This is a genomic window from Yersinia canariae (genome assembly GCF_009831415.1).
Lineage (GTDB): Bacteria > Pseudomonadota > Gammaproteobacteria > Enterobacterales > Enterobacteriaceae > Yersinia > Yersinia canariae.
This window is the reverse complement of sequence record NZ_CP043727.1, coordinates 1,975,808-1,995,788: the sequence shown is the minus strand read 5'-3', so window position 1 is coordinate 1,995,788 and position 19,981 is coordinate 1,975,808. Positions and strand designations below refer to the sequence as shown.

Genomic DNA, 19,981 nt, shown 5'->3' with positions numbered 1-19,981 from the left:
AAAAGTTAAGTATAAATAATGAATTCAACTAAACTCATCTATCAATAAATATTAAAATGCTCTAAAAAAGTGCAATTAGATTAATAAATAGCACCTTTATGGGGAATTGATAATTTAATAAATAAAAGTATAAAGTTTTATCTATGACTGCCGATTATCCTCAGTAACTATTGTCTTCCGCTGTTATAAATAAACGCCCCCCATTTACTGAGGTTATTATGCGAGTGAACAAACCTGTCAGCCGGCAGGAGTATCCCATTGATCGCGATACCACCTTGCAATCTACTACCGATACTCAAGGTAATATCACCTATGCCAATGCCGCCTTTGTTCGTGCCAGTGGCTTTGAATATCAAAACTTGCTGGGTCAACCTCATAATGTGGTGCGGCACCCGGATATGCCCCCAGCCGCATTTGCTGATATGTGGCAAACCTTGAATGCAGGCCTCTCCTGGTCATCATTGGTCAAAAACCGCCGGAAAAATGGAGACTATTATTGGGTTCGAGCCAATGCGACTCCATTGCGACATAATGGTCGTTTAACCGGTTATATTTCTGTGCGAATTGCACCAACGCGTGAAGAAGTTAAGCTCGCCGAAGCGCTATATAGTGATATTAACTCGGGCAAAACCCAACATCGCCGAATTGCATTATATCGAGGATTGATTGTCCGCACTGGCTGGCTCTCTTTCCTTTCATTATTTCAAACACTGCCATTACGCTGGCGTTTACGCGGTGCATTACTGATTGCCGCACTACTACCAACAGTAGCAGCGGCTGGAATGGGCATTACCGGTTTATCATTACTTGGGCTAGGAGCAACCACCCTTTTCAGTAGCCTGATAACCACCCTTTGGCTTGAGCGCCAGGTCGCCCAGCCGATTGCAGCGATTTTACAGCAAGCGCAGGATGTCTCCTCCGGGCAAGCAGGTGATTATGTTCAACTAAATCGTGTGGATGAAATTGGCTATTTAATGCGGAGTGTCAATCAGTTAGGGTTGAATCTTCGCTCGCTGACAGATGATGTCAGTGGTCAGGTTGATGGTATTAACACCGCCAGTCGTGAAATTGCCGCAGGTAACCGTGAGCTAAAAACACGAACTGAACAAGCCACTTCCAATTTGCAACATATTGTCAGTGCGACTGAACAATTAGTGGCAACAGTGCAAAACAGCGCCAATAGTGCCAATGAAACCACATCACTCGCCGCCATGAGCAGCCATGCGGCGGAGAAAGGCAGCGAATTAATGCATCAGGTGATTAAAACCATGGGCACGATTAATGATTCCAGCCATCGTATTGTCGATATTATCAGTGTGATTGAAGGTATTGCTTTCCAAACCAATATATTAGCGCTCAACGCCGCGGTTGAAGCGGCACGTGCCGGTGAACAAGGCCGTGGTTTCGCCGTAGTTGCCAGTGAAGTCCGCCATTTGGCCCAACGCTCTTCCACTGCGGCGAAAGAGATTAAGCACTTAATCGAAACCAGTGTAGAGCGCGTTCGCGATGGTAGCGCATTAGTCCAAAATGCCGGTGCGACTATGGATAATATCGTCAAACAAGCCGGTCAAGTCTCTACTTTAATCAGTGAAATCAGCACCTCAACTCATGAACAGACGCAAGCTCTTGGCCAAATTAGCCAATCGATTGGTCAGTTGGATCAAATGACTCATCAGAATGCGGCCATGGTGGAGCAATATGCCGGTGCAGCTGAAGAGTTAGCTCATCGAACTCTGCGCCTGACAGCAGCTGTCCGGATTTATCGCCCACTAAATTAAGACATATTCAAAGGATATCTCACTGAAATAGCCTGAATAAATCAAGAGGATAAGCACAACCGCGCATTATCTGTTATGGATGCTATGGCCGAGTATTCATCTGTCATAGCAATAAACAGAAACCCCGCTATAGTGGGTAAGTGGTTATTCAATTATTAAATAAGGAGTTTTATGTCATCACTTAATCAAACATCTGTTCGCGCTCAACAAGGTGAAACTGATGCAAACTTACCTGGTGAAGATCATTTGATCGCCCATGAAGCTTTGCTTGTTGCATTAATGGTTGAATGCGCTAATGAGTCAGATAATGATCAATTTCTGTTCAGCGTTCGGGAAACACTTAATGGAATCTTAAGCTCTTCCCGTTATCTTGATGCGAGCAAAATAGCTAATGGCTTGATTGATGAGGCTGATAATAAAGCCAACCAATAGTCTCCAGCCCTCAATCATGAGGGCTTTTTATTGGTAGCGAGCGCCAACACTGCCGCACGGGTTGATCAATAATGGCAAGATAACGATAATCAACCGATGAATGCGGCAACATAACTCATTGAGGAAAGTAATGGCTTCGCTGAAAGAAGTGGCAAATCTGGCGTCAGTTTCATTAATGACAGTTTCTCGGGCAATCAATAACCCAGAGCAATTGCGCCCAGAGACTTATCAGCGAGTGATGCAGGCCATTGAGGCCCTCAATTATGTGCCAGATTTCTCCGCGCGAAAAATGCGGGGAAATACCGCTAAAACGTCAACACTGGCAGTACTTGCGTGGGATACCGCCACTACCCCCTTTTCTGTTGAAATATTACTGTCCATTGAACTAACAGCGCGTGAATTTGGCTGGAATAGTTTTCTGGTCAATCTTACTTCACAAGAAGATAGCGAACGTGCAGTTAACCAGCTGCTGGCCCAACGCCCTGATGGCATTATTTTTACGTCGATGGGGCTGCGGCAGGTCACCATCCCCGAACGCCTTCGGGATAAAAACATTGTGCTGGCTAACTGTGTCAGTGAAAACCATACCATCCCCAGTTACATTCCTGATGATTTTGATGGCCAATATCAGGCGATGAAATTGCTGCTAGGCCGTGGCTATCAGCGGCCATTGTGTATCTATCTTCCCGAAAGCACTCTGGCAGGCAAAGCTCGGCGCGCAGGTGCAGAAAAAGCGTGGCAGGAATCAGCGCTGCCAATAGAGCAATTGCGTCAGTGTCATTTAGCATGGGGAGATGAGCATTATCAAGATGTTATCCCACTATTGGACCGCTACTGTCCGGAGGGGAAACCTGATTTTGATGTACTTATTTGCGGCAATGACCGCATTGCTTTTCTGGCCTATCAAGTACTTTTAGCGAAAGGTATTACCATCCCACAGCAAGTGGCGGTAGTCGGTTATGACAATATGGTCGGCATCGGTGAACTCTTTCTACCGCCGCTGACCACAGTGCAACTGCCGCATTATGATATTGGTCGGGAAGCGGCCCTTCACGTGATTGAACGGCGAGAATCACGGCTGACACAGCGGCTACCTTGCCCACTGCTCGAGCGGGCATCCATTTCAGTAATTTAAAGGTTAGCGGGTCACTAAATGCCAATATTCACCGCGCAGCAGTTCCGCCTGACCATTCTCGGCAAACAGTGATAGATAGCGCTCATGCTCAGTTGGGTAGATACGGCTACTCATACAGGCCAGCCCATCATTGATAAACACTTCAATCGATGAGCTATCAATAAAGACACGCAATGATAATAATCCCGACTCAGCCAGAGCCACACTGCGATACCCCGTCAAACCATGCTGCGGATAATATCGCGCCAGAATGAGTCGATTAGCCTGATTATCCACATAAACAGATACTTGCCCCCCAGTTCCATGGCTATCACCCAGCCGCAAACCATATTTTTCCGCCTGACTGGCTACGGTATTCCACGTCAACTGCACTTCCATACTCCGGCAGTTTTCCACCAAAAGGTGTTTATCTTGTACCCGAGTGGCGGGAAGGCGTGACTGATTGGACTGCCTTAATGTTTCAACTTCTCGTATTGGTTGCATCAATAACTGGCCTTGAGTATCAAGACTTAACTCCCGTGGTAATGTCAGGCAACCACACCAATTATCAGCTTTGGTCGGCATAGGGGACTGCCACATATCCATCCATCCAATAATGACTCGACGGCCATCAGCAGTCAGTAGGGATTGCGGCGCATAAAAATCATGACCATGATCCAGCTCAGTAAAAGGTTGAGATGGCGTAAAATCCCCACCTGGCTGCCATTTTCCACGTAAGACTCCACTTTGGAATAAGTTGCGATTGAGGTAACCCTTCGCAGCCAGGCCCTGTGGTGAAAACATCAAGATTCGCTCATCGCCCAATGGGAAGAAATCTGGGCATTCCCACATATACCCCATATCATCATCTGCGCGCGCCAAAACATGCATAAATTGCCATTCCTGCAGCGAAATGCCGCGATATAGCAATACTTCCCCATGATCACGCGCATCTCGGGCACCGACAACCATCCACCAATAATCATCCTCAAACCACACTTTAGGATCACGAAAATGCATGATGCCCTCAGGAGGGGTCAGTACAACGCCCTGCTTGGTAAAATGTATGCCGTCCTGACTGGTCGCCAGACACTGGACTTCGCGAATGGCACTGTCATCCCCCTCATCCTTAAGCCAAACATGCCCGGTATAAATCAGACTTAGCACACCATGATCATCGACCGCACAGCCGGAAAAACAGCCGTCTTTATCCCACGACTCTCCCGGTGCTAATGCAATCGGCTGATGCTGCCAACACAGCATATCGGGGCTGGTCGCATGACCCCAGTGCATTGGCCCCCAATTTTCATCATACGGATGATGCTGATAAAACGCGTGATATTGCCCGTTGAAAAAAATCAGCCCATTAGGGTCATTCATCCATCCCGCTGGCGGAGCCAAATGGAAATTGGGATAGAAATTCTGACAGACCTGAGAAGCTAAAATTTGCAGTGCATCATTTGCCTGCTCAATTAATGGATTCATAGTGCTCACTTAGTCGTTAATTGCAGAGAAGGATCGTCGGTTCGCGATTCATCCCGCAGCATAAAGCCGGAAATAATCGTCAACCCGAGGACAATGGCTCCCATTATCATGTAGGTATCCGCGAACCCAATCTGGTCGTAGCCAATACCGGCCAACGGTGAAAATATGCTGGCACACACTTGAGTAACAAACTGAAATCCCACCAGATATAACGTGGCAGACAGGCGTGGATCGAAATTGGCGGCGATATACTTAAACATCGCGATCAGTAGAATGGGTAACTCGACTGCATGTAAGAGTTTCATCAGTGAAATAGTGGCGGCATCTTGGGCCAATCCTGAGCCAAATATGCGCATGGCCATAATCAATCCACTCAGCAATAAACCTTTTTTGGCCCCAATGCGATTAACCAAAAATGGCGCAAGGAACATGCCGCCAGCTTCTAAGAATACTTGCAATGAATTAAGGAAACCGTACATCTCATTGCCATGCCGAGGATCGGCAAATAAAGAAGAAAAATACACCGGGAATTGCTGGTCATATACGTTATAAACACTGACTCCAGTCACAAATACCACCAAGGCCCAGAAACGTGGCAGACGGAATAATGACAATGTATCAGTCAGCGTCAGAGCACTGCTCTTGCCATATTCCAACTGCCCCATCGCCTCTGTTTTAACTTCATGCAACCGCCACAGCAACAGTAAAAACAGTGCTGCCGAAGCCGAAGCCATCCAGAAATTAATGTTAGGATTAATATTAAACAACATGCCAGCAAAGAAGGTAGCCCCCGCCCAGCCCAGAGATCCCCACATCCGAGCCTTACCAAATTCGAACCCACTAATTCGGCTAACTCGCTCGGTATAAGACTCAAGGGCACCAACGCCTGCAAAGAAAGTCATTCCCATATATAAGCCGCCTACGACGGCACCGGCGAGCATATTGACGTGCAATAAAGGGGCATAAATATAAATAAAAAAAGGGCCACTGATCAGCAGCAAAATACCAATAGCCCATAAAAGATGTTTTTTAAGCCCTAACTTATCTTGTATCACTCCATATAGCGGCTGTGCACATAGCGCCGTTATAGCAATAGCAGAGAAAGTCGCCCCTGTTTCTGCCCCTTTTAATCCTACATATTGGTTCAGCCATATAGAAAATAAAGAAAACGCTGATGACCAAGTGAAGAAAAACGTAAACAGTAAGCCACTTAAAATCAGATATTGATTGCGAGCAGAGTGTTTCATGGCGAATTCCTGTTGAAGATTTACGCCTATTGTTAACGTTAACTTCTGGTTTTTAAAAGGTCTGCCACGTCTGTTTCGTGATGTTAATCACCAATGTTAACGTTAACAACTGGTTTTTGCGACATGAATCACGAAAATATGCAGGTTATAGATTTCGAAAAACGGCACAGAGTAAATCTTTCGCGGTAAAGATCATATTTGATAACCCTGCCCATACGTTTATTATGGTTTAAGCTATCTTTACGCAATAGCGCGCCGTTGACATTCTGGGTCAATCAGGCAAGTTTATCGGCCCAAATGAAAAAGGAGGAAAAGTGCTGCTGGATAAAATCCTACTGGTTGTCCTTATGATTTTATTATCGCTTTTTGCCTGGATGTTTTTTTCGCCCTATCATATGTATTCAACAGCTTATGAGTTTCTTGAGTTGTTTGGGTTCAAAGAGGGATACAACACTTTAGGCTTCGGCCCTCAGCCGGAAACATTAGACTAAACAAAAAAACAGGTGCCACTTTGGGCACCTGTCTAACGATATAAAATAGCCTTTTATCCACCCGCGACTTTATTCTCTTTGTTCTGTTTCTATTAACTCTTTGGGAGGCAGAACTGAATAACTGGCCACAATCGCCGTAAGGATAATAAATAAGTGCCCTTCTGAAGAATCCAGTAAGAAGGAGTTAAACAGGTGGCAGGCCAGATAAGCGCAAAGTAACGCAACCAATACATTTCTCGTGTGGGTAGGTAAACGCCAGGCTGAACGGAAATAACACCACATCCACCCTAGGAATAAGGCTAAGCCAACTACGCCAGATTGTACTGTTTGCATCAGATATTCATTATGCGGGTTTATACTATATTCACCTTGCGAAATATTGAACCAGAAGCCCCCGGCACCATGTCCCAAAACAGGAGCCTGCTCTATCAACTTCACAGATTCAAGCATAAATGCCGTGCGTAACCCCATCGAACTGTCACAGGATGCTTTATCCCCGCCCACTTCAGTCACAGCCAAACAAGTTTTAATCTCGCTAACACCGAGCTGTAGACGTTCCACGGCGCGATTGGGCACTATCATCACGATGGTGGCCACGATAATTGCACAAACCACCATTCCCAAACGCTGACGGGTTGATAGCGACAGTAGCCCCCACACACCAAAAGCGGCGGCCAGCGCCACATAGCCCGTTCTGCCCTGCACCATAAACACAATGTTATAGACGGCCATACACACTAGCAGTGTATATCCCCAGCGCTTAAAACCCTGGCTACGGAAAGCCAAAGAGAGCCATATGACCGCGGCTAAAGCCATAAAGAAGTTATGTGTTATTTGTAATTTAAATACTGTCGGATTTAATGGATCAATATGGCCCAATGGCATATGAAGGACGCCAACCCACAAGCTCGCGAGCAAGATAACGGCATTTGCCAATAAAAAGCCTTTAGCGAAATAACTCGCCAGTGAGCGGGAAAGGACAAAAAACATGGCTAACGGCAAGATATACAACAGCTTTGAATACTTGCCAACCATCACTTTGCCGTACTGATTGTGATACCAAAGTAAAGATACCGCTAGCAGCAAAAACATCACTGCAGGCAACCAAATCAGTGGTTTTTTTGCCAATTCCTTCACATAACGGGTATCGCGGCTCAGCAGTAAACAGACAACAGCCAATACCATCGACAAATTCATTATAAAATTAGAAGTGGGTAGACCAATACCTAACAGGAATGCAGTTGCGCAAGACAAGATGCCAACATATCGATGAACTGGCGGCGAACCGGGCAAAGTAGCAGGAGAAATCATAAGTCACTCACTTCAGATTAATAACCAAGAGAGGCTGCGTGACATATGTGTACCCAATATTGCAGCCCCAAATCTATAATATAGCCAACCTGAGTATACCGGTTGGCTATGAGAAACATTTCAGATAAATGCAGTTATGCCGCGAGTGAACGGAACAGGTAACGGAACCACCATAATGGCCGCCACCAACCTTTACGTTCAGGCACTGTTGGCGGGCGTGAATGTACTTTCTTGATTTCCCAATTAAAGTTAAGGAATATTCGGCTATGACCATATTCCGCGCCAAAGAGAGCAATTTCATTTTTCTTGCGGTCATCAATCGGCGCGTTATGCGTCAAGTCACGATCCAGAGAATGATAGCTTTTCTTTCTATCAACATTGCGCTCAATACATCTGTATTGCTTAGGCAGATAGCGCGGCGTGGAGCCATGGTCTTTGTGGAACTTCACAAAACGATAATCTTCCGAACCATAATGGCCGGCAAACTCTTCGTCGTAGCCATAAAGTCTGAAGAATCTAGCTCTAGACATAAAGAACAAATTCGGATGACCACGATAGGCCTTGCCCGTTTTTTCATCAGTACGATAGATGCGATACAGGGAGCGCCCTGGATTACGAGCATTAACCAAATAACGCATCGTGTCTTCCGGTAGCAAGCAATCTAAATCGGTAATGATTATCTTGTCAGATTTAGCGTACGTCACACCCAGATTGCGAGAGCCAGCCTGATTCCACGGGATATCAGTGGTTATTCTTAACCACGTGAAATTCAAGTCATAATCTTTTACTTCGTACTCTAGTGGTGAACAATCATCTACGATGACAAATTCGACAGCATCTTTAATATCATCAGGATAAGATTCATATTCCTTCAACAAAGACTCAACGGAATCCATATTTCCCTGATTACAGTAAAAATGAGTTACATAAGTCAGTTTGATGTGCTGCTTATCTAACGGATGCCGTGCTTTAACGATTTCTACATCCTTCGTCACAATATAAACCTCTGTTTTAAGAGAGAAAATAAAAAATTTTTATAATTTCTTGAGTTCTGGTGATTAAATGACAGACATGTGCTAAATAACTTTGCCGTAAAGGATAAAGAGTTAACCTGCTCAGTCAATATTTTATTCATATTATTGTATTGATGATGATATGTGCGAATAAAAATCAGCTAACAGCTTAGGCCTCGAGTGCCTTTTCCCGCGAGTAAGGTTAGACCCGTAGTTACATCGCCATTGCGGTATCTGAAATTCGACGCATAGACGCAACCAATACTCCATGCAACAGGATTGTTTACATTGCTGAGTATGCTACAAGGGAATGTGAGGGATATTTAGATAGGATTAAAACCACGGAAGCCGAAGCCTCAGTGCGGTGTTACTTAAACTGCCGATTACATGTTCTGAATAATGGCGTCGCCAAATTCACTACATTTCAACAATTTAGCGCCATCCATCAAGCGTTCGAAATCATAGGTCACAGTCTTGGCCTGAATTGCGCCTTCTGTGCCTTTGATAATTAAATCAGCCGCTTCGAACCAGCCCATATGACGCAGCAGTAGATAGACCCAAAGCCAGTAACCAAATGATTTTAAAATGGTTTCTGGCTTTTTTATTTCGTTTTATTAAATAAAGTCAGTGATTGTAACCATATGATTATTAAGTAAAGAAAAATAGTTTTGCAGAAGCTATTCCCAATCTAAAAGGAATTTTGTACTGTATATGCGAACAGTTAAATAAAAGGCGTTCGTATGGCAATCAATCACAAAGACGAATTTACAGGAGACATGGGAAAGTGCAGATGACTGGTTTCAGGCTTAAATCACCCCCCTATCAGACCGGTGACCCATCAGCCAATATCCCCCTGATATATAACCAGTATTTGTGTTACAACTTATTCGTTCTATGATGCTCAACTAAAATTCAGATTTGGATGGTTATATGCTTCGCTTAATGTTGCTTCTATGCTTCACCCTAAATCTATTAGGGTGTACCTCGGTCGTAGATCAAAAGCAATCTTATGATAGCTATACAATAACTCCTGGTGTAGGTATAGAAAATCTTTCACTTGGTGATTCCATCGAACATGCAACATCAAACTTTTCAAAAGATTTAGTGATGAAAGATGGTTATCTACTCCTTCCAACGAAGGGGATAGATGCTTCGTACAACAATGAAGGAAAAATAGCCGCGGTCTTTCTGTATTACAGACTTCCAAAATACAAATCATTTGAAGGTATAACCGATAAAGGAATAGGCAAAAATAGCTCTATACAAGATGTATATAAAGCCTATGGAACCCCAACGAGAGAAGGTGATAGTGTAGTTTCAGAGTTTGGAGCAATGCCTGGAGCGCATGAACACACGATAACCTATCTTCACTCCGGCATAGAGTTTACTTTTTGGGATAAGAAACTTGCAGACGTCCGAGTAATTAGTCCACGCTAGTTGATGAGTATGTACTGCGAGAACTAGTTGTCTTATCTATGCATGGAAAACTTGAGATAAGTCGGGGAACACATTATCTAATCCACATCTAGCCCCCACATTTCTGGTTCAGTATCCATGATGAGACTGTATTAAGCGCCCCAGGCGAATATGAGTATTTCCCGGACAACAGAAACAATCCCTGTATCCACAAAGGCCACTGAGAGGCAAGCTGATAATCAAACCATCCGCTGCGTAAAAGCCCGTGAGTTGCCCCTGGTAATTGCCTGATACAACGGGGTGTGCTCGCTGGTAGTGCCTTGGTCCAGACCGCTACTGTTTCATCAGGGTCTACATTCCGGTCATCTTTACCCATCAGAATTAAAACCGGAGTGTGTATACCTGAAATATCTTTCGTCGCATCAGCCTGGGAATTCATGCGTTCGAAATTCTGTCGCGTACATTGCGAGTTACAAGGGATAATCGCAGCTTCTTCTGTAAACTGCCGATCAAAAACCACTGCTTCGTGCTTTTTAGCATCCAGAATTTCAGTTATGGTATAGCCCTCAGCTTTAAGCCTTTGTCCCGTATAGTATATTCCCTGATTTCGCCAGTTTATCGCAGCACCTATCAGCACAGCAAAGTCAGTTGTTGCCAGTTGGCTAGCCTGCGGTACGACCCAACCAGCTTGCGAGAACCCAAGATAACCTCCGCGACTTTTTTTCAGTTCTGGCTGTTCTCTCAGTTTGTGTAACGCTAAAACGGCCTCATCTGCGCGATCTGACATCGTCTGTGCCTGCCAGTTACCTGCACTTTCACCCACCCCTGGTTTATCCCACGAAAACACAGCAATTCCTTGTGATATAAAGAATTTAACCAACGGAATATATCCACCTTCTGACCAGCGGTCCTGAGGCCCATCCCCATGAATTAAAAGCACGAACGGCGGCGAAACCTTACCGGGAGGTAGAATTAACGTCCCCTCCAGGACATCTTGATGATGCTTAAAAGATATAATACGTTGCTGCCCGTAACCTGAAAGATCGAAATCAGATAGCCGACTGAACAAAAAAGTAATGAAAACGATAGTCATAATTGAAAATGATACAATATATTTAATCATATATAGTTCTTTTATGAGTTATAAAATATTAAAGATCATTTCATTCTTTTAATACTTTATAAACGGTTGAGCGCGCAATATTAAGTTCTCGTGATATTTTTGTTGCATTATTCCCATTGTTTATAAGGGTTATTATTTTTAATCGATCTACAGTTCGTTTACGTCCAAAGCGAATACCTTTCAGCTTTGCTTCCTGTCTGCCTTCATTCGTGCGCCCCAGTATTCTTCTGCGTTCAGCTTGCGCAATAGCACACAGAATGGTCACCACCATTCTTTCAATTGCACCGTCGGTAAAAATCCCTTAATCAATGAACCGGGCGGCCACATCCTGTGCATCAAATTCCTTTATCAGTTGGAGCATATCGGCAGTATCGCGGCCAATCCGGTCAAGTTTTTTGACCAGAATGACGTCGCCTTCCCCTACCTATCAAGTGACTGATGGCTGATTGATACCCGAGCGTAACCAAAAAGTCGCATAAATGTACCTTAAATTGAATATCGGACAGCTCGCATCTATTATGGCAAAAAACCGATTTAGTAGACAGCCATGTCCGCCATTCTATGCTGTATGATAATTTGTAATATTTCGGACGGTTACAAAATTGTACCCCCGTCCGGCAGGGGGAGGGCAATCCCCCCAGCCCCACCACTTTAGATAGGACAGTGACCGGACAGCATCATATAAACCAATGATTTATGATAAATAACCGGATGAAGCAATGACCTAGTTTGGACCAAAAAGGATACGCAAAAGATACGCGACTCTTTTAAAGATTAAGAACCTCTGTTAACCCAGCGGTTTTTTTTTCGCCCTTATATATTTCCCTGTTGTGGTGGGTGGTACATAATCGGACATCACACAGTGCCTTCATGGCATCTCTTTTTAGACTGAGAGGGAATTCTTAATAGGTGTACCACAAACGAAATTAGAATTGCTTTTAGCTATTGATAAAAGTTTCAGTAAATTAAATGGTTACCTTAATTCCATCCCGCTTGAACTTACGTTAGATAAATCAATGGAGGGTCACGCGAAAGGCACCGATATGAGTGTTCGTGATCTTGTATCATATCTGCTGGGATGGAATGCACTCGTTGTAAAATGGATTGTTCGTGATGCAAAAGGTCAACCTGTTGACTTCCCGGAAACCAATTATAAGTGGAATCAACTTGGGCTTTTGGCGCAAAAATTTTACAGTAATTACAAAGAATTAAGCTACTACTCATTAATAAATCACCTTCAATCAGTAAATGATAAAATCGTGAAGCTCATTAATGAGCGTACTGATGAAGACCTATATGGAAAGCCATGGTATGGCAAATGGACAATGGGACGAATGATCTCATTTAACACGTCATCACCCTATGCTAATGGAACGATGGAGTAAGCTGGAGATTAGTTACATTACCCTATATTAAAAACACCACCCTTTATTGCACAATAATAAAACAAGTAAAAACATCTATATTCTAACTTACTGAACGGAAATAAATTAAAAATGGTTTACAGGAGTAACTTCCGGATGGATTCAAGGAGTGAGATACAATTTAAATATTGTTGCACCACTCCTATTTTTCAAGTTTAAAACTTCAGTATTTAACCCTGTATTAAAAATAAATTATCTATTCGAAATTAGTCAGTTAACTCACGGCCTCATTCTCAAAATAATTTCATCATAACTATATCTTAACTTTCCTATTAATATAACTTTGAGTTCAGATAGCGCCCCACATTGGGAGTAGTTCAGAAAACTAGTTATCCAGATACCAAAATTGAGATTTTTTTAAAAAAATAAGAAAAACAAGAAAATTCCTACAAATGTAAGCTTGGCATCTGATGATTTCTTGATCTAAATCAGGTTATTGTGGTTCTATGAATTATCGTTGTAAGTAATAGTTTTGACGTTCGTATGTATTTTAAAAAGTAAACGAAAATTCATATTAATAAATCCACTTTTTTATCATATTTTACATCAGGGTCATTACTCAACATGAAATTGTTTAACTGCAAATTATCTTGTATCGCTTTAACTATTATATCTGCGATGAGTACCACAACTTCTTATGCTGACATCGGTTTTACGGGCGATGTAATACCTGACAATCCTGATTGGGATATTCCAGGTGTAATAATCGTTGGTAATACGTCATATGGTGCTATGGATATTTTTAATGGTGGGACTTTGACCAGCGGAAATGTAGCCGCTGGGCTATGGAGCTATATTGGCTATAGTTCTACAGCCACCGGTGAGGTAACTATTGTTGGCCCAGACGCTAAGTGGATAAATAACGGAGTGCTCTTTGTTGGTTATAACGGTAACGGCACATTACAGATATTGGATGGTGGCGTTGTAAATAATCCTGTTAACGCGACGCATGTTGGTTTTGGTGTTGGGGCTGTTGGCTATCTCGAAGTCAGTGGGGTTGGTTCACAATTGATCAACGGTGGTGAATTACGCATTGGTGCTGAAAATAATAGCAATGGCATGATGCGAATTGCCGATGGTGCTGTAGTCACTAACCAAAATGATGCTGATATTGCATACCATCCAGGCTCTACTGGCAGCGTTGAAGTCACAGGCCCAGGATCAATCTGGAATGCCGGAAACCGTATGTTTATCGGGCATGAGGGTGATGGCAGTCTTAAAATCACCGATGGTGGTGTTGTTACTACTGCTACGATGGCTCGGGTCGGTGCGGGTACCACCGCAACAGGCTACGTTGAGGTAAGTGGAGCAGGCTCCCGCTGGGAGTTAGGAGATTTACTGGATATTGCTACCAACGGCCCAGGAACTATGATTATTTCTGATGGTGGCGTAGTAACCAGTCGCTACGGTCAACTCAATGGCTCTTTAGGGTTAGTCGAAGTCACCGGTACAGGCTCTCGTTGGGACAACATCGATTCTCTAAACGTTGGCCGATACACCGGCAGTGATGGCACACTCAACATTTCGAATGGTGGTACTGTAACAAACTCTGTCGGCTATGTTGGTAATATGGCTGGGGCCACTGGCCGAGTTAATATCTCAGGGGTTGGTTCTTCTTGGCTAAACTCTAGCTTATTAATGGTAGGCACGAGTGGTGATGGTTCAGTTGTCGTCTCTGATGGTGGGAATTTAAGTAGCACTGGCAGCTATGTTGGCTTTATCTCAGGTTCCAAAGGTGAAGTTCTCGTGACAGGGGCTAATTCCAACTGGACTAACATCGGTGATATACGCTTTGCGGAGTATGGAGGGAACGCCTCACTGACTATCAATAACAGTGGGACCGTCCAGACAGATGGTTTAACAATTGCTAACGACGCAACTTCAACTGGAGTGTTAAATATTGGTAGTGCCGCTGGTTATGCTGCAACCTCTGCCGGTTATATTAATACACCACTTATAACCTTGGGTAGCGGCGATAGTTCAATTGTCTTTAACCATACCGATACCAATTATCAATTCAATTCTGCCATTAGTGGTAGTGGTAAAGTGGCAGTTTACAACGGTACAACTGTACTAGATGGTATAAATAATTACAGCGGCACCACAACTATTAATGGGGGTACTTTAAGGGCAGGTGCGGCAAGCAGTTTCAGTGCGGATTCTGATTATATTGTTGATACAGCGGGGCTACTGGATTTAGCTGGTTTTGACCAAACACTGAACAGTCTGAACAACAGTGGTACTGTAAGCCTTAACGGTGCACCAGGTACTGTATTGACAGTATCAGGCGATTACATCGGCAAGGGTGGTTTGCTCAATTTTAACTCTGTACTGAATAATGACACCTCGGCTACTGATAAATTAGTCGTTAACGGCAATACTTCGGGTACAACTCGCGTGGGTGTAACTAACTTGGGTGGCAGTGGTGCAGCAACATTGAATGGCATTGAGCTGATTGAAGTCAATGGGCTGTCGAACGGTGAGTTTGTTAAACAAGGACGTATTGTTGCTGGCGCCTATGATTACTCTCTGGCGCGTGGTGTCGGAACAAATGCAAGCAATTGGTACCTGACAAGTACAGTTATTCCAGTTGACCCAGTTAACCCAGTTAACCCAGTTAACCCAGTTAACCCATCATTAATGATCAAACGTCCTGAAGCGAGCAGTTATGCAGCTAACCTGGCTGCAGTCAATAACATGTTCGTGACGAACCTTAATGACCGCATGGGTGAAACACAGTATATCGATGCATTGACCGGTGAACATAAATTAACCAGCCTGTGGTTGCGTAACGAAGGTGGTCACAACCGCTCTCGTGATACATCAGGCCAACTGAGTACACAGGCTAATCGTTATGTCGTGCAATTGGGTGGTGATATAGCTCAATGGAGCAGCAATACAACGGACCGCTTCCATCTGGGTGTTATGGCTGGGTATGGTAATAGCAAAAGTACCACTGTTTCACGGGCATCCGGCTACAACGCTAAAGGGTCAACCGACGGCTATAGTACCGGTGTATATGGGACTTGGTACGCGAACAACGAAGATAAAGCTGGACTATACGTTGACAGTTGGGTGCAATACAGCTGGTTCAACAATACCGTTGAAGGCCAGAACTTAGCTGCTGAAGAATACAAATCCAAAGGGGTAACGGCTTCTGTCGAAAGTGGTTATACCTTTAAAGTGGGTGAAAATGCTGCTAAGAATGCCACCTACTTCATTCAACCTAAGGCGCAAGTTACCTGGATGGGTGTGAAAGCTGACGACCATAAAGAAGCCAATGGTACGAATGTGTCTGGAGAAGGTGATGGTAATATTCAGACCCGCCTGGGTGTAAAAGCCTTTATGAACGGCTACAACGATCAGGATAAAGGCAAAGACCGTGTATTCCAGCCGTTTATTGAAGCAAACTGGATCCATAATACTAAAGACTTTGGCACAACAATGGATAATGTAACCGTGAAGCAGGATGGTGCTGCAAATATCGGTGAGTTGAAAGTGGGTGTTGAAGGTAAAATGAATAAGAACGTCAACCTTTGGGGTAATGTTGGCCAGCAGATCGGCAACCAAGGTTATAGCGATACTGCGGTAATGTTAGGAGTTAAATATAACTTTTAATACTGATTGTGATATTAAAACTAAATAAGTTTACTAACCGGGCAATTAAGCCCGGTTTTGTATTTATTACTCCTGCACTACAGGCCAATCAATCTCCGGCGCTGCGTCAATATCAACACGATTCAACATCACCCGATATTTCTTCCATGATTGAAGCGCCGTAACTTCATCAACGGTAGCCATCTTCAGATCAACGGCATCTTGCAGCAGCGCCATTGCACTGCTTGCCTGAGACATTAGATCAGTCTTTTTATATTCAGCCTGAGCGATTAACTCAATTTCTGATGGTGGTTGCACATCAACCCAGCAAGGTAAGCCATCAACGCCTGATTTCCTTTCTTTATCCGCTGGTGCCGTAATAAACTCTTGGAATACACGCTCATTGACTTCAACAACATCGTCAGGCCAACTTCCTGCTGCAACATAGCTGGCCATTTAGTATTTCCGTGATTATGTCCCTATCGATACAACTATTTGATTGGGACCACGGCCCCAATTTTAAAATTGGTTAAATGCGTTATCGCCCGGAACCTTATCTTTATTTGGCGGGTCGCTTCGAACACGGCTTGTTGGGTCCAGTCTTAAAACAACACTGAGCCTGATTAATTGAGAAATGCACTTGCTGGATTTACTCTAAAATCGCCATATTAAGCAAAAGTTCGACTTTGTTAGTGGGTGTCATGATTGTTTTTAGATATGCCTTTTCTGCGCTCTACATCTTCCTTGGAGTCTTTATCTCATCATTTTTCGGCGCTTATGTTACTTATGGCCTTAGGGAATGGTCACTTGATGCGTTTACTCTGGAATCCACCAAATATATAGCGAAACAATGTGCTATCTATGGCTTTTGCACTGTTTTTAGTGTTGCCGTAGTGTTGCCCTCTATGTTTCTCATAAAGTATTACATCTGGCCAATGCTTAAATATGTCGGCCTAAAAATTCGATATTTTTTCCACGGTTTTTAGCTATTTCATGGTTATCCTCACAACCGAATTGAGAGCATAGAAAAAGCCGCATATGTGCGGTCAATTAATGAATTAGTCTCATTTTTATGATAAACACATGCTTACTATAAGAATTTTCTTAAACAGAGAAAAAATGAAAGCAAAATGGCTTTTGGGCGCAATTTTAGTAACTTATTCTTTCTGCCCGCATGCTGCCTCCCTCCAGTAATAGACGGTTGGTCATATGTAGCAGGCAATGACTATAGTTTTTTTACACTAAAGACAACTCTGGTCATTTTGAAGAAAAGACAAGAACTATGTTTATCCAAAATGTACCCACTGACAAAAATACCGATAAGAAAGTAAGGTATAGAAAATTATCTATTACAGAGAACGACTGTGAACAAGGATACGGTGCAATTTCGCTCCATACTCCATCGGGTAAATTAAGCAGCACTGTCGATTACGTAAAGGGCTGAGACAATATCGCATCCAACCTGGGAGACTCATTGTGTTTGGTGGACTTTTCTAACACAAAGCCCCGGTAAACTGAGGCTATGCTCTCATTTGACACCAGAAACGAAAAAAAACCGCCGAGGTAGCGGTTTATTTGACTGGATAAGCGCTACTGCACAACCAACTCTTATCACAATAGTATGTAAAATTCGTAACGAATAGCTTTTTATGGTTTTTTTGTATTAGTTCAAACTTACACTGACACCTATTGTACTCTAGGCTCAATCAGATCTGACAGTCAGCTTAGTGCTGTGAGTTCAACGGGTCGGTGCAACGCTATCCTTGATCAAGGGGGACGTTGCCATGAAACGAAGAACTCGCATTTACTACACGCCAGAACAAAAGGCGATTATCTGGGACAGATACAAGCAAGGTGATTCTCTGCATGATATCGCCAGAATGTTCGACAGATACCATTCTTCTATTATGCCCACTATCCATCAGACAGGTGGCTACCGTCCTCCCGTGCGAAAGCGGCATCGATTAGCGCTTACGCTTGATGAAAGAGAGGAGATATCCAGAGGACTGGTAGCAAAACTCAGTATCAGGGACATCGCTGCCAAATTATCAAGAGCACCCTCAACAATTAGCCGCGAGGTCAGGAGGCATGGAGGTGCCAGGCAATACCGTGCAGCAAAAGCCGATACTGCTGCGTGGGAAAATGCTCTGAGACCAAAACCTTGCAAGCTAATTGAAAGCCCCACATTGTGTAAAATCATTGCAGAGAAGATGCATCAGGACTGGTCGCCGGAACAGATCGCCGGTTGGCTGAAACGCTGTTATCCGGATAATCAGGAAATGCATGTGTCACACGAAACGATTTATAAAACGCTTTTTATACAAACCCGGGGGGCATTAAAAAAAGAGCTGCAGCAATGCCTCAGAAGCGGAAGAGCGGTTCGTAGATCCCGAACGTCATCACTTAAAGGGAAAGGATTAGGGAAAATCCCGAATGCGATACCTATCAGCGAAAGGCCACCGGAAGCCGCAGACAGAGCCATACCTGGTCACTGGGAAGGTGATCTGATCCAGGGCTCGAAAAACTCCTATATCGTCACCCTTGTAGAACGCCATTCCCGCTTTGTTATGTTGACCAAAATCAGGGACAACAAGACCATAACGGTTATATCTGCACTCATCAGACAAGCCCGGGAATTGCCTGTTGAGCTTTATAAAACATTAACCTGGGATCGGGGAGCTGAAATGACCAGCCACACCCGGTTTACTGTAGCAACAGACATCCAGATTTACTTCTGTGATCCTCAATCTCCCTGGCAACGTGGCTCAAATGAAAATACGAACAGGTTGCTCAGACAATATTTTCCAAAGGGAACTGACTTATCGGTTCACAGTCAGCAGAGACTGAACAGCGTTGCCAGACAGCTCAACGAAAGACCGAGAAAAACGCTAGACTATGAATCACCCGCAGAACGGTTCAATAAGTGTGTTGCGTCCATCAGTTGAACTCACAGCCATAAGCGGACATTGATGGAAGTTGAATTTGTTTAAATACCGCGATGTTTTTCTAATTTGATATCAGTGCCGTTAATATTTGTTTCATTGCCCCAGCCCAGTTGCATGTAGAATTTCGCCGCGCGACTATTTTTATCGGTTTCCAGCCAAGCAATCTCATGATGTTTGAATAATTCCTGCTCAGCTAGCAAAACAAGCCTGCGACCTACACCTCTGCCTTCATATGCCGGGAGAACAAAGGCTGCAAAAAGACAACCTTCATCCGGTAAAATCATTGTAAAACCGATGATTTTGTCGTTTTCAGTCGCAACCCATGCGCAATGATTCTTCTCAATCATATCGGCCACGACGATTTCGGTAATCCCCATCTGCCGCATTTCTTCACGACTCAGATGATTCTCGATTACCGATGTTCTCACTTCGAACATACCATCAATATCAGAAAGTTGAGCTGTTCTTACATTGATACTCATTAGTCTTACTCCATGTTTTATAATAAATTTTGATAATGATATCCGCCATTATCTTTAGAGAACCATAGGAATTTGAGCTCCAAGGCTGCTAATTATATCCGCTTTTCGCTGATAGCCGCCCTC

General features: G+C 43.7%; 15 protein-coding genes and 2 pseudogenes. 8 read left to right on the top strand and 9 right to left on the bottom strand.

The genetic code is table 11. The features are described 5' to 3' along the window. Positions 1-218 precede the first annotated feature (218 nt). From F0T03_RS09205 to F0T03_RS09195, 3 genes are all read left to right on the top strand, one after another. Entirely contained in the window at positions 219-1,778 is a 1,560-nt protein-coding gene (locus F0T03_RS09205; RefSeq protein WP_159677985.1) for a methyl-accepting chemotaxis protein, read from the top strand. 171 nt (positions 1,779-1,949) lie between these two features. Then, positions 1,950-2,210, top strand: a complete 261-nt coding sequence (locus F0T03_RS09200) for a hypothetical protein (RefSeq protein WP_145557272.1) — start codon at positions 1,950-1,952, stop codon at positions 2,208-2,210. A 130-nt stretch (positions 2,211-2,340) separates the two neighbouring features. Next, positions 2,341-3,345, top strand: a complete 1,005-nt coding sequence (locus F0T03_RS09195; RefSeq protein ID WP_159677983.1) for a LacI family DNA-binding transcriptional regulator — start codon at positions 2,341-2,343, stop codon at positions 3,343-3,345. Positions 3,346-3,348: 3 nt separating this feature from the next. Here F0T03_RS09195 and F0T03_RS09190 read toward each other — a convergent pair whose 3' ends face one another. Next, entirely contained in the window at positions 3,349-4,809 is a 1,461-nt protein-coding gene (locus F0T03_RS09190) for a glycoside hydrolase family 32 protein (RefSeq protein ID WP_159677981.1), read from the bottom strand. A 5-nt stretch (positions 4,810-4,814) separates the two neighbouring features. Further along, positions 4,815-6,056 (bottom strand): MFS transporter, encoded by a 1,242-nt coding sequence (locus F0T03_RS09185; RefSeq protein ID WP_159677978.1) that lies wholly within the window; start codon positions 6,054-6,056, stop codon positions 4,815-4,817. A 314-nt stretch (positions 6,057-6,370) separates the two neighbouring features. On the opposite strand from F0T03_RS09185, the gene F0T03_RS21530 reads away from it, so the two are divergent. Beyond that, entirely contained in the window at positions 6,371-6,547 is a 177-nt protein-coding gene (locus tag F0T03_RS21530; protein ID WP_167515573.1) for a hypothetical protein, read from the top strand. 69 nt (positions 6,548-6,616) lie between these two features. On the opposite strand, the gene F0T03_RS09180 is transcribed toward F0T03_RS21530, so the two are convergent. The 3 genes and pseudogenes from F0T03_RS09180 to F0T03_RS09170 form a co-directional block, all read right to left on the bottom strand. Further along, positions 6,617-7,840 carry an O-antigen ligase family protein gene (locus F0T03_RS09180; protein ID WP_159680802.1) on the bottom strand — a complete coding sequence of 408 codons (1,224 nt, stop codon included), beginning with the start codon at positions 7,838-7,840 and terminating at the stop codon, positions 6,617-6,619. Positions 7,841-7,992: 152 nt separating this feature from the next. Beyond that, positions 7,993-8,853: a glycosyltransferase gene (locus F0T03_RS09175; protein ID WP_159677975.1), complete on the bottom strand. Its 861-nt coding sequence runs from the start codon at positions 8,851-8,853 to the stop codon at positions 7,993-7,995. 401 nt (positions 8,854-9,254) lie between these two features. Then, positions 9,255-9,422 (bottom strand): annotated as a pseudogene (locus F0T03_RS09170) (NADP-dependent isocitrate dehydrogenase); the annotation flags it as partial. A gap of 379 nt (positions 9,423-9,801) precedes the next feature. Between F0T03_RS09170 and F0T03_RS09160 the strand changes: the two are divergent. Beyond that, entirely contained in the window at positions 9,802-10,308 is a 507-nt protein-coding gene (locus F0T03_RS09160) for a hypothetical protein (protein ID WP_159677970.1), read from the top strand. Positions 10,309-10,396: 88 nt separating this feature from the next. Here F0T03_RS09160 and F0T03_RS09155 read toward each other — a convergent pair whose 3' ends face one another. Together F0T03_RS09155 and F0T03_RS09150 are read right to left on the bottom strand one after the other, a co-directional pair. Beyond that, positions 10,397-11,410, bottom strand: coding sequence for an alpha/beta hydrolase family protein (locus tag F0T03_RS09155; protein ID WP_159677967.1), 1,014 nt, complete (start codon positions 11,408-11,410; stop codon positions 10,397-10,399). A gap of 40 nt (positions 11,411-11,450) precedes the next feature. Then, positions 11,451-11,887: pseudogene (locus F0T03_RS09150) on the bottom strand (recombinase family protein). 428 nt (positions 11,888-12,315) lie between these two features. On the opposite strand from F0T03_RS09150, the gene F0T03_RS09145 reads away from it, so the two are divergent. Both F0T03_RS09145 and F0T03_RS09140 read left to right on the top strand, forming a co-directional pair. Continuing rightward, on the top strand, positions 12,316-12,795 hold the full coding sequence (locus tag F0T03_RS09145) for a ClbS/DfsB family four-helix bundle protein (RefSeq protein WP_159680798.1): 480 nt from the start codon (positions 12,316-12,318) through the stop codon (positions 12,793-12,795). 603 nt (positions 12,796-13,398) lie between these two features. After that, a complete protein-coding gene (locus F0T03_RS09140) occupies positions 13,399-16,452 on the top strand; it encodes an autotransporter outer membrane beta-barrel domain-containing protein (RefSeq protein ID WP_159677964.1) in 3,054 nt (1,017 codons plus the stop codon). A gap of 66 nt (positions 16,453-16,518) precedes the next feature. Here the strand turns inward: F0T03_RS09140 and F0T03_RS09135 are convergent, their stop codons facing one another. After that, positions 16,519-16,887 (bottom strand): tail fiber assembly protein, encoded by a 369-nt coding sequence (locus F0T03_RS09135; protein ID WP_159677961.1) that lies wholly within the window; start codon positions 16,885-16,887, stop codon positions 16,519-16,521. A 1,328-nt stretch (positions 16,888-18,215) separates the two neighbouring features. Between F0T03_RS09135 and F0T03_RS09130 the strand changes: the two genes are divergently transcribed. After that, a complete protein-coding gene (locus F0T03_RS09130) occupies positions 18,216-19,376 on the top strand; it encodes an IS30 family transposase (protein ID WP_159677579.1) in 1,161 nt (386 codons plus the stop codon). Between the two features lie 41 nt (positions 19,377-19,417). Here F0T03_RS09130 and F0T03_RS09125 read toward each other — a convergent pair whose 3' ends face one another. Further along, positions 19,418-19,858 carry a GNAT family N-acetyltransferase gene (locus F0T03_RS09125; protein WP_162526922.1) on the bottom strand — a complete coding sequence of 147 codons (441 nt, stop codon included), beginning with the start codon at positions 19,856-19,858 and terminating at the stop codon, positions 19,418-19,420. Between the last annotated feature and the right edge of the window lie 123 nt (positions 19,859-19,981).

Coding starts and splice junctions, on each gene's coding strand:
- F0T03_RS09160 (WP_159677970.1), top strand. CDS start 9,802: ATGCTTCGCTTAATGTTGCTTCTATGCTTCACCCTAAATCTATTAGGG.
- F0T03_RS09130 (WP_159677579.1), top strand. CDS start 18,216: ATGAAACGAAGAACTCGCATTTACTACACGCCAGAACAAAAGGCGATT.
- F0T03_RS09205 (WP_159677985.1), top strand. CDS start 219: ATGCGAGTGAACAAACCTGTCAGCCGGCAGGAGTATCCCATTGATCGC.
- F0T03_RS09140 (WP_159677964.1), top strand. CDS start 13,399: ATGAAATTGTTTAACTGCAAATTATCTTGTATCGCTTTAACTATTATA.
- F0T03_RS09185 (WP_159677978.1), bottom strand. CDS start 6,056: ATGAAACACTCTGCTCGCAATCAATATCTGATTTTAAGTGGCTTACTG.
- F0T03_RS09125 (WP_162526922.1), bottom strand. CDS start 19,858: ATGAGTATCAATGTAAGAACAGCTCAACTTTCTGATATTGATGGTATG.
- F0T03_RS09190 (WP_159677981.1), bottom strand. CDS start 4,809: ATGAATCCATTAATTGAGCAGGCAAATGATGCACTGCAAATTTTAGCT.
- F0T03_RS09155 (WP_159677967.1), bottom strand. CDS start 11,410: ATGATTAAATATATTGTATCATTTTCAATTATGACTATCGTTTTCATT.
- F0T03_RS09200 (WP_145557272.1), top strand. CDS start 1,950: ATGTCATCACTTAATCAAACATCTGTTCGCGCTCAACAAGGTGAAACT.
- F0T03_RS09135 (WP_159677961.1), bottom strand. CDS start 16,887: ATGGCCAGCTATGTTGCAGCAGGAAGTTGGCCTGACGATGTTGTTGAA.
- F0T03_RS09195 (WP_159677983.1), top strand. CDS start 2,341: ATGGCTTCGCTGAAAGAAGTGGCAAATCTGGCGTCAGTTTCATTAATG.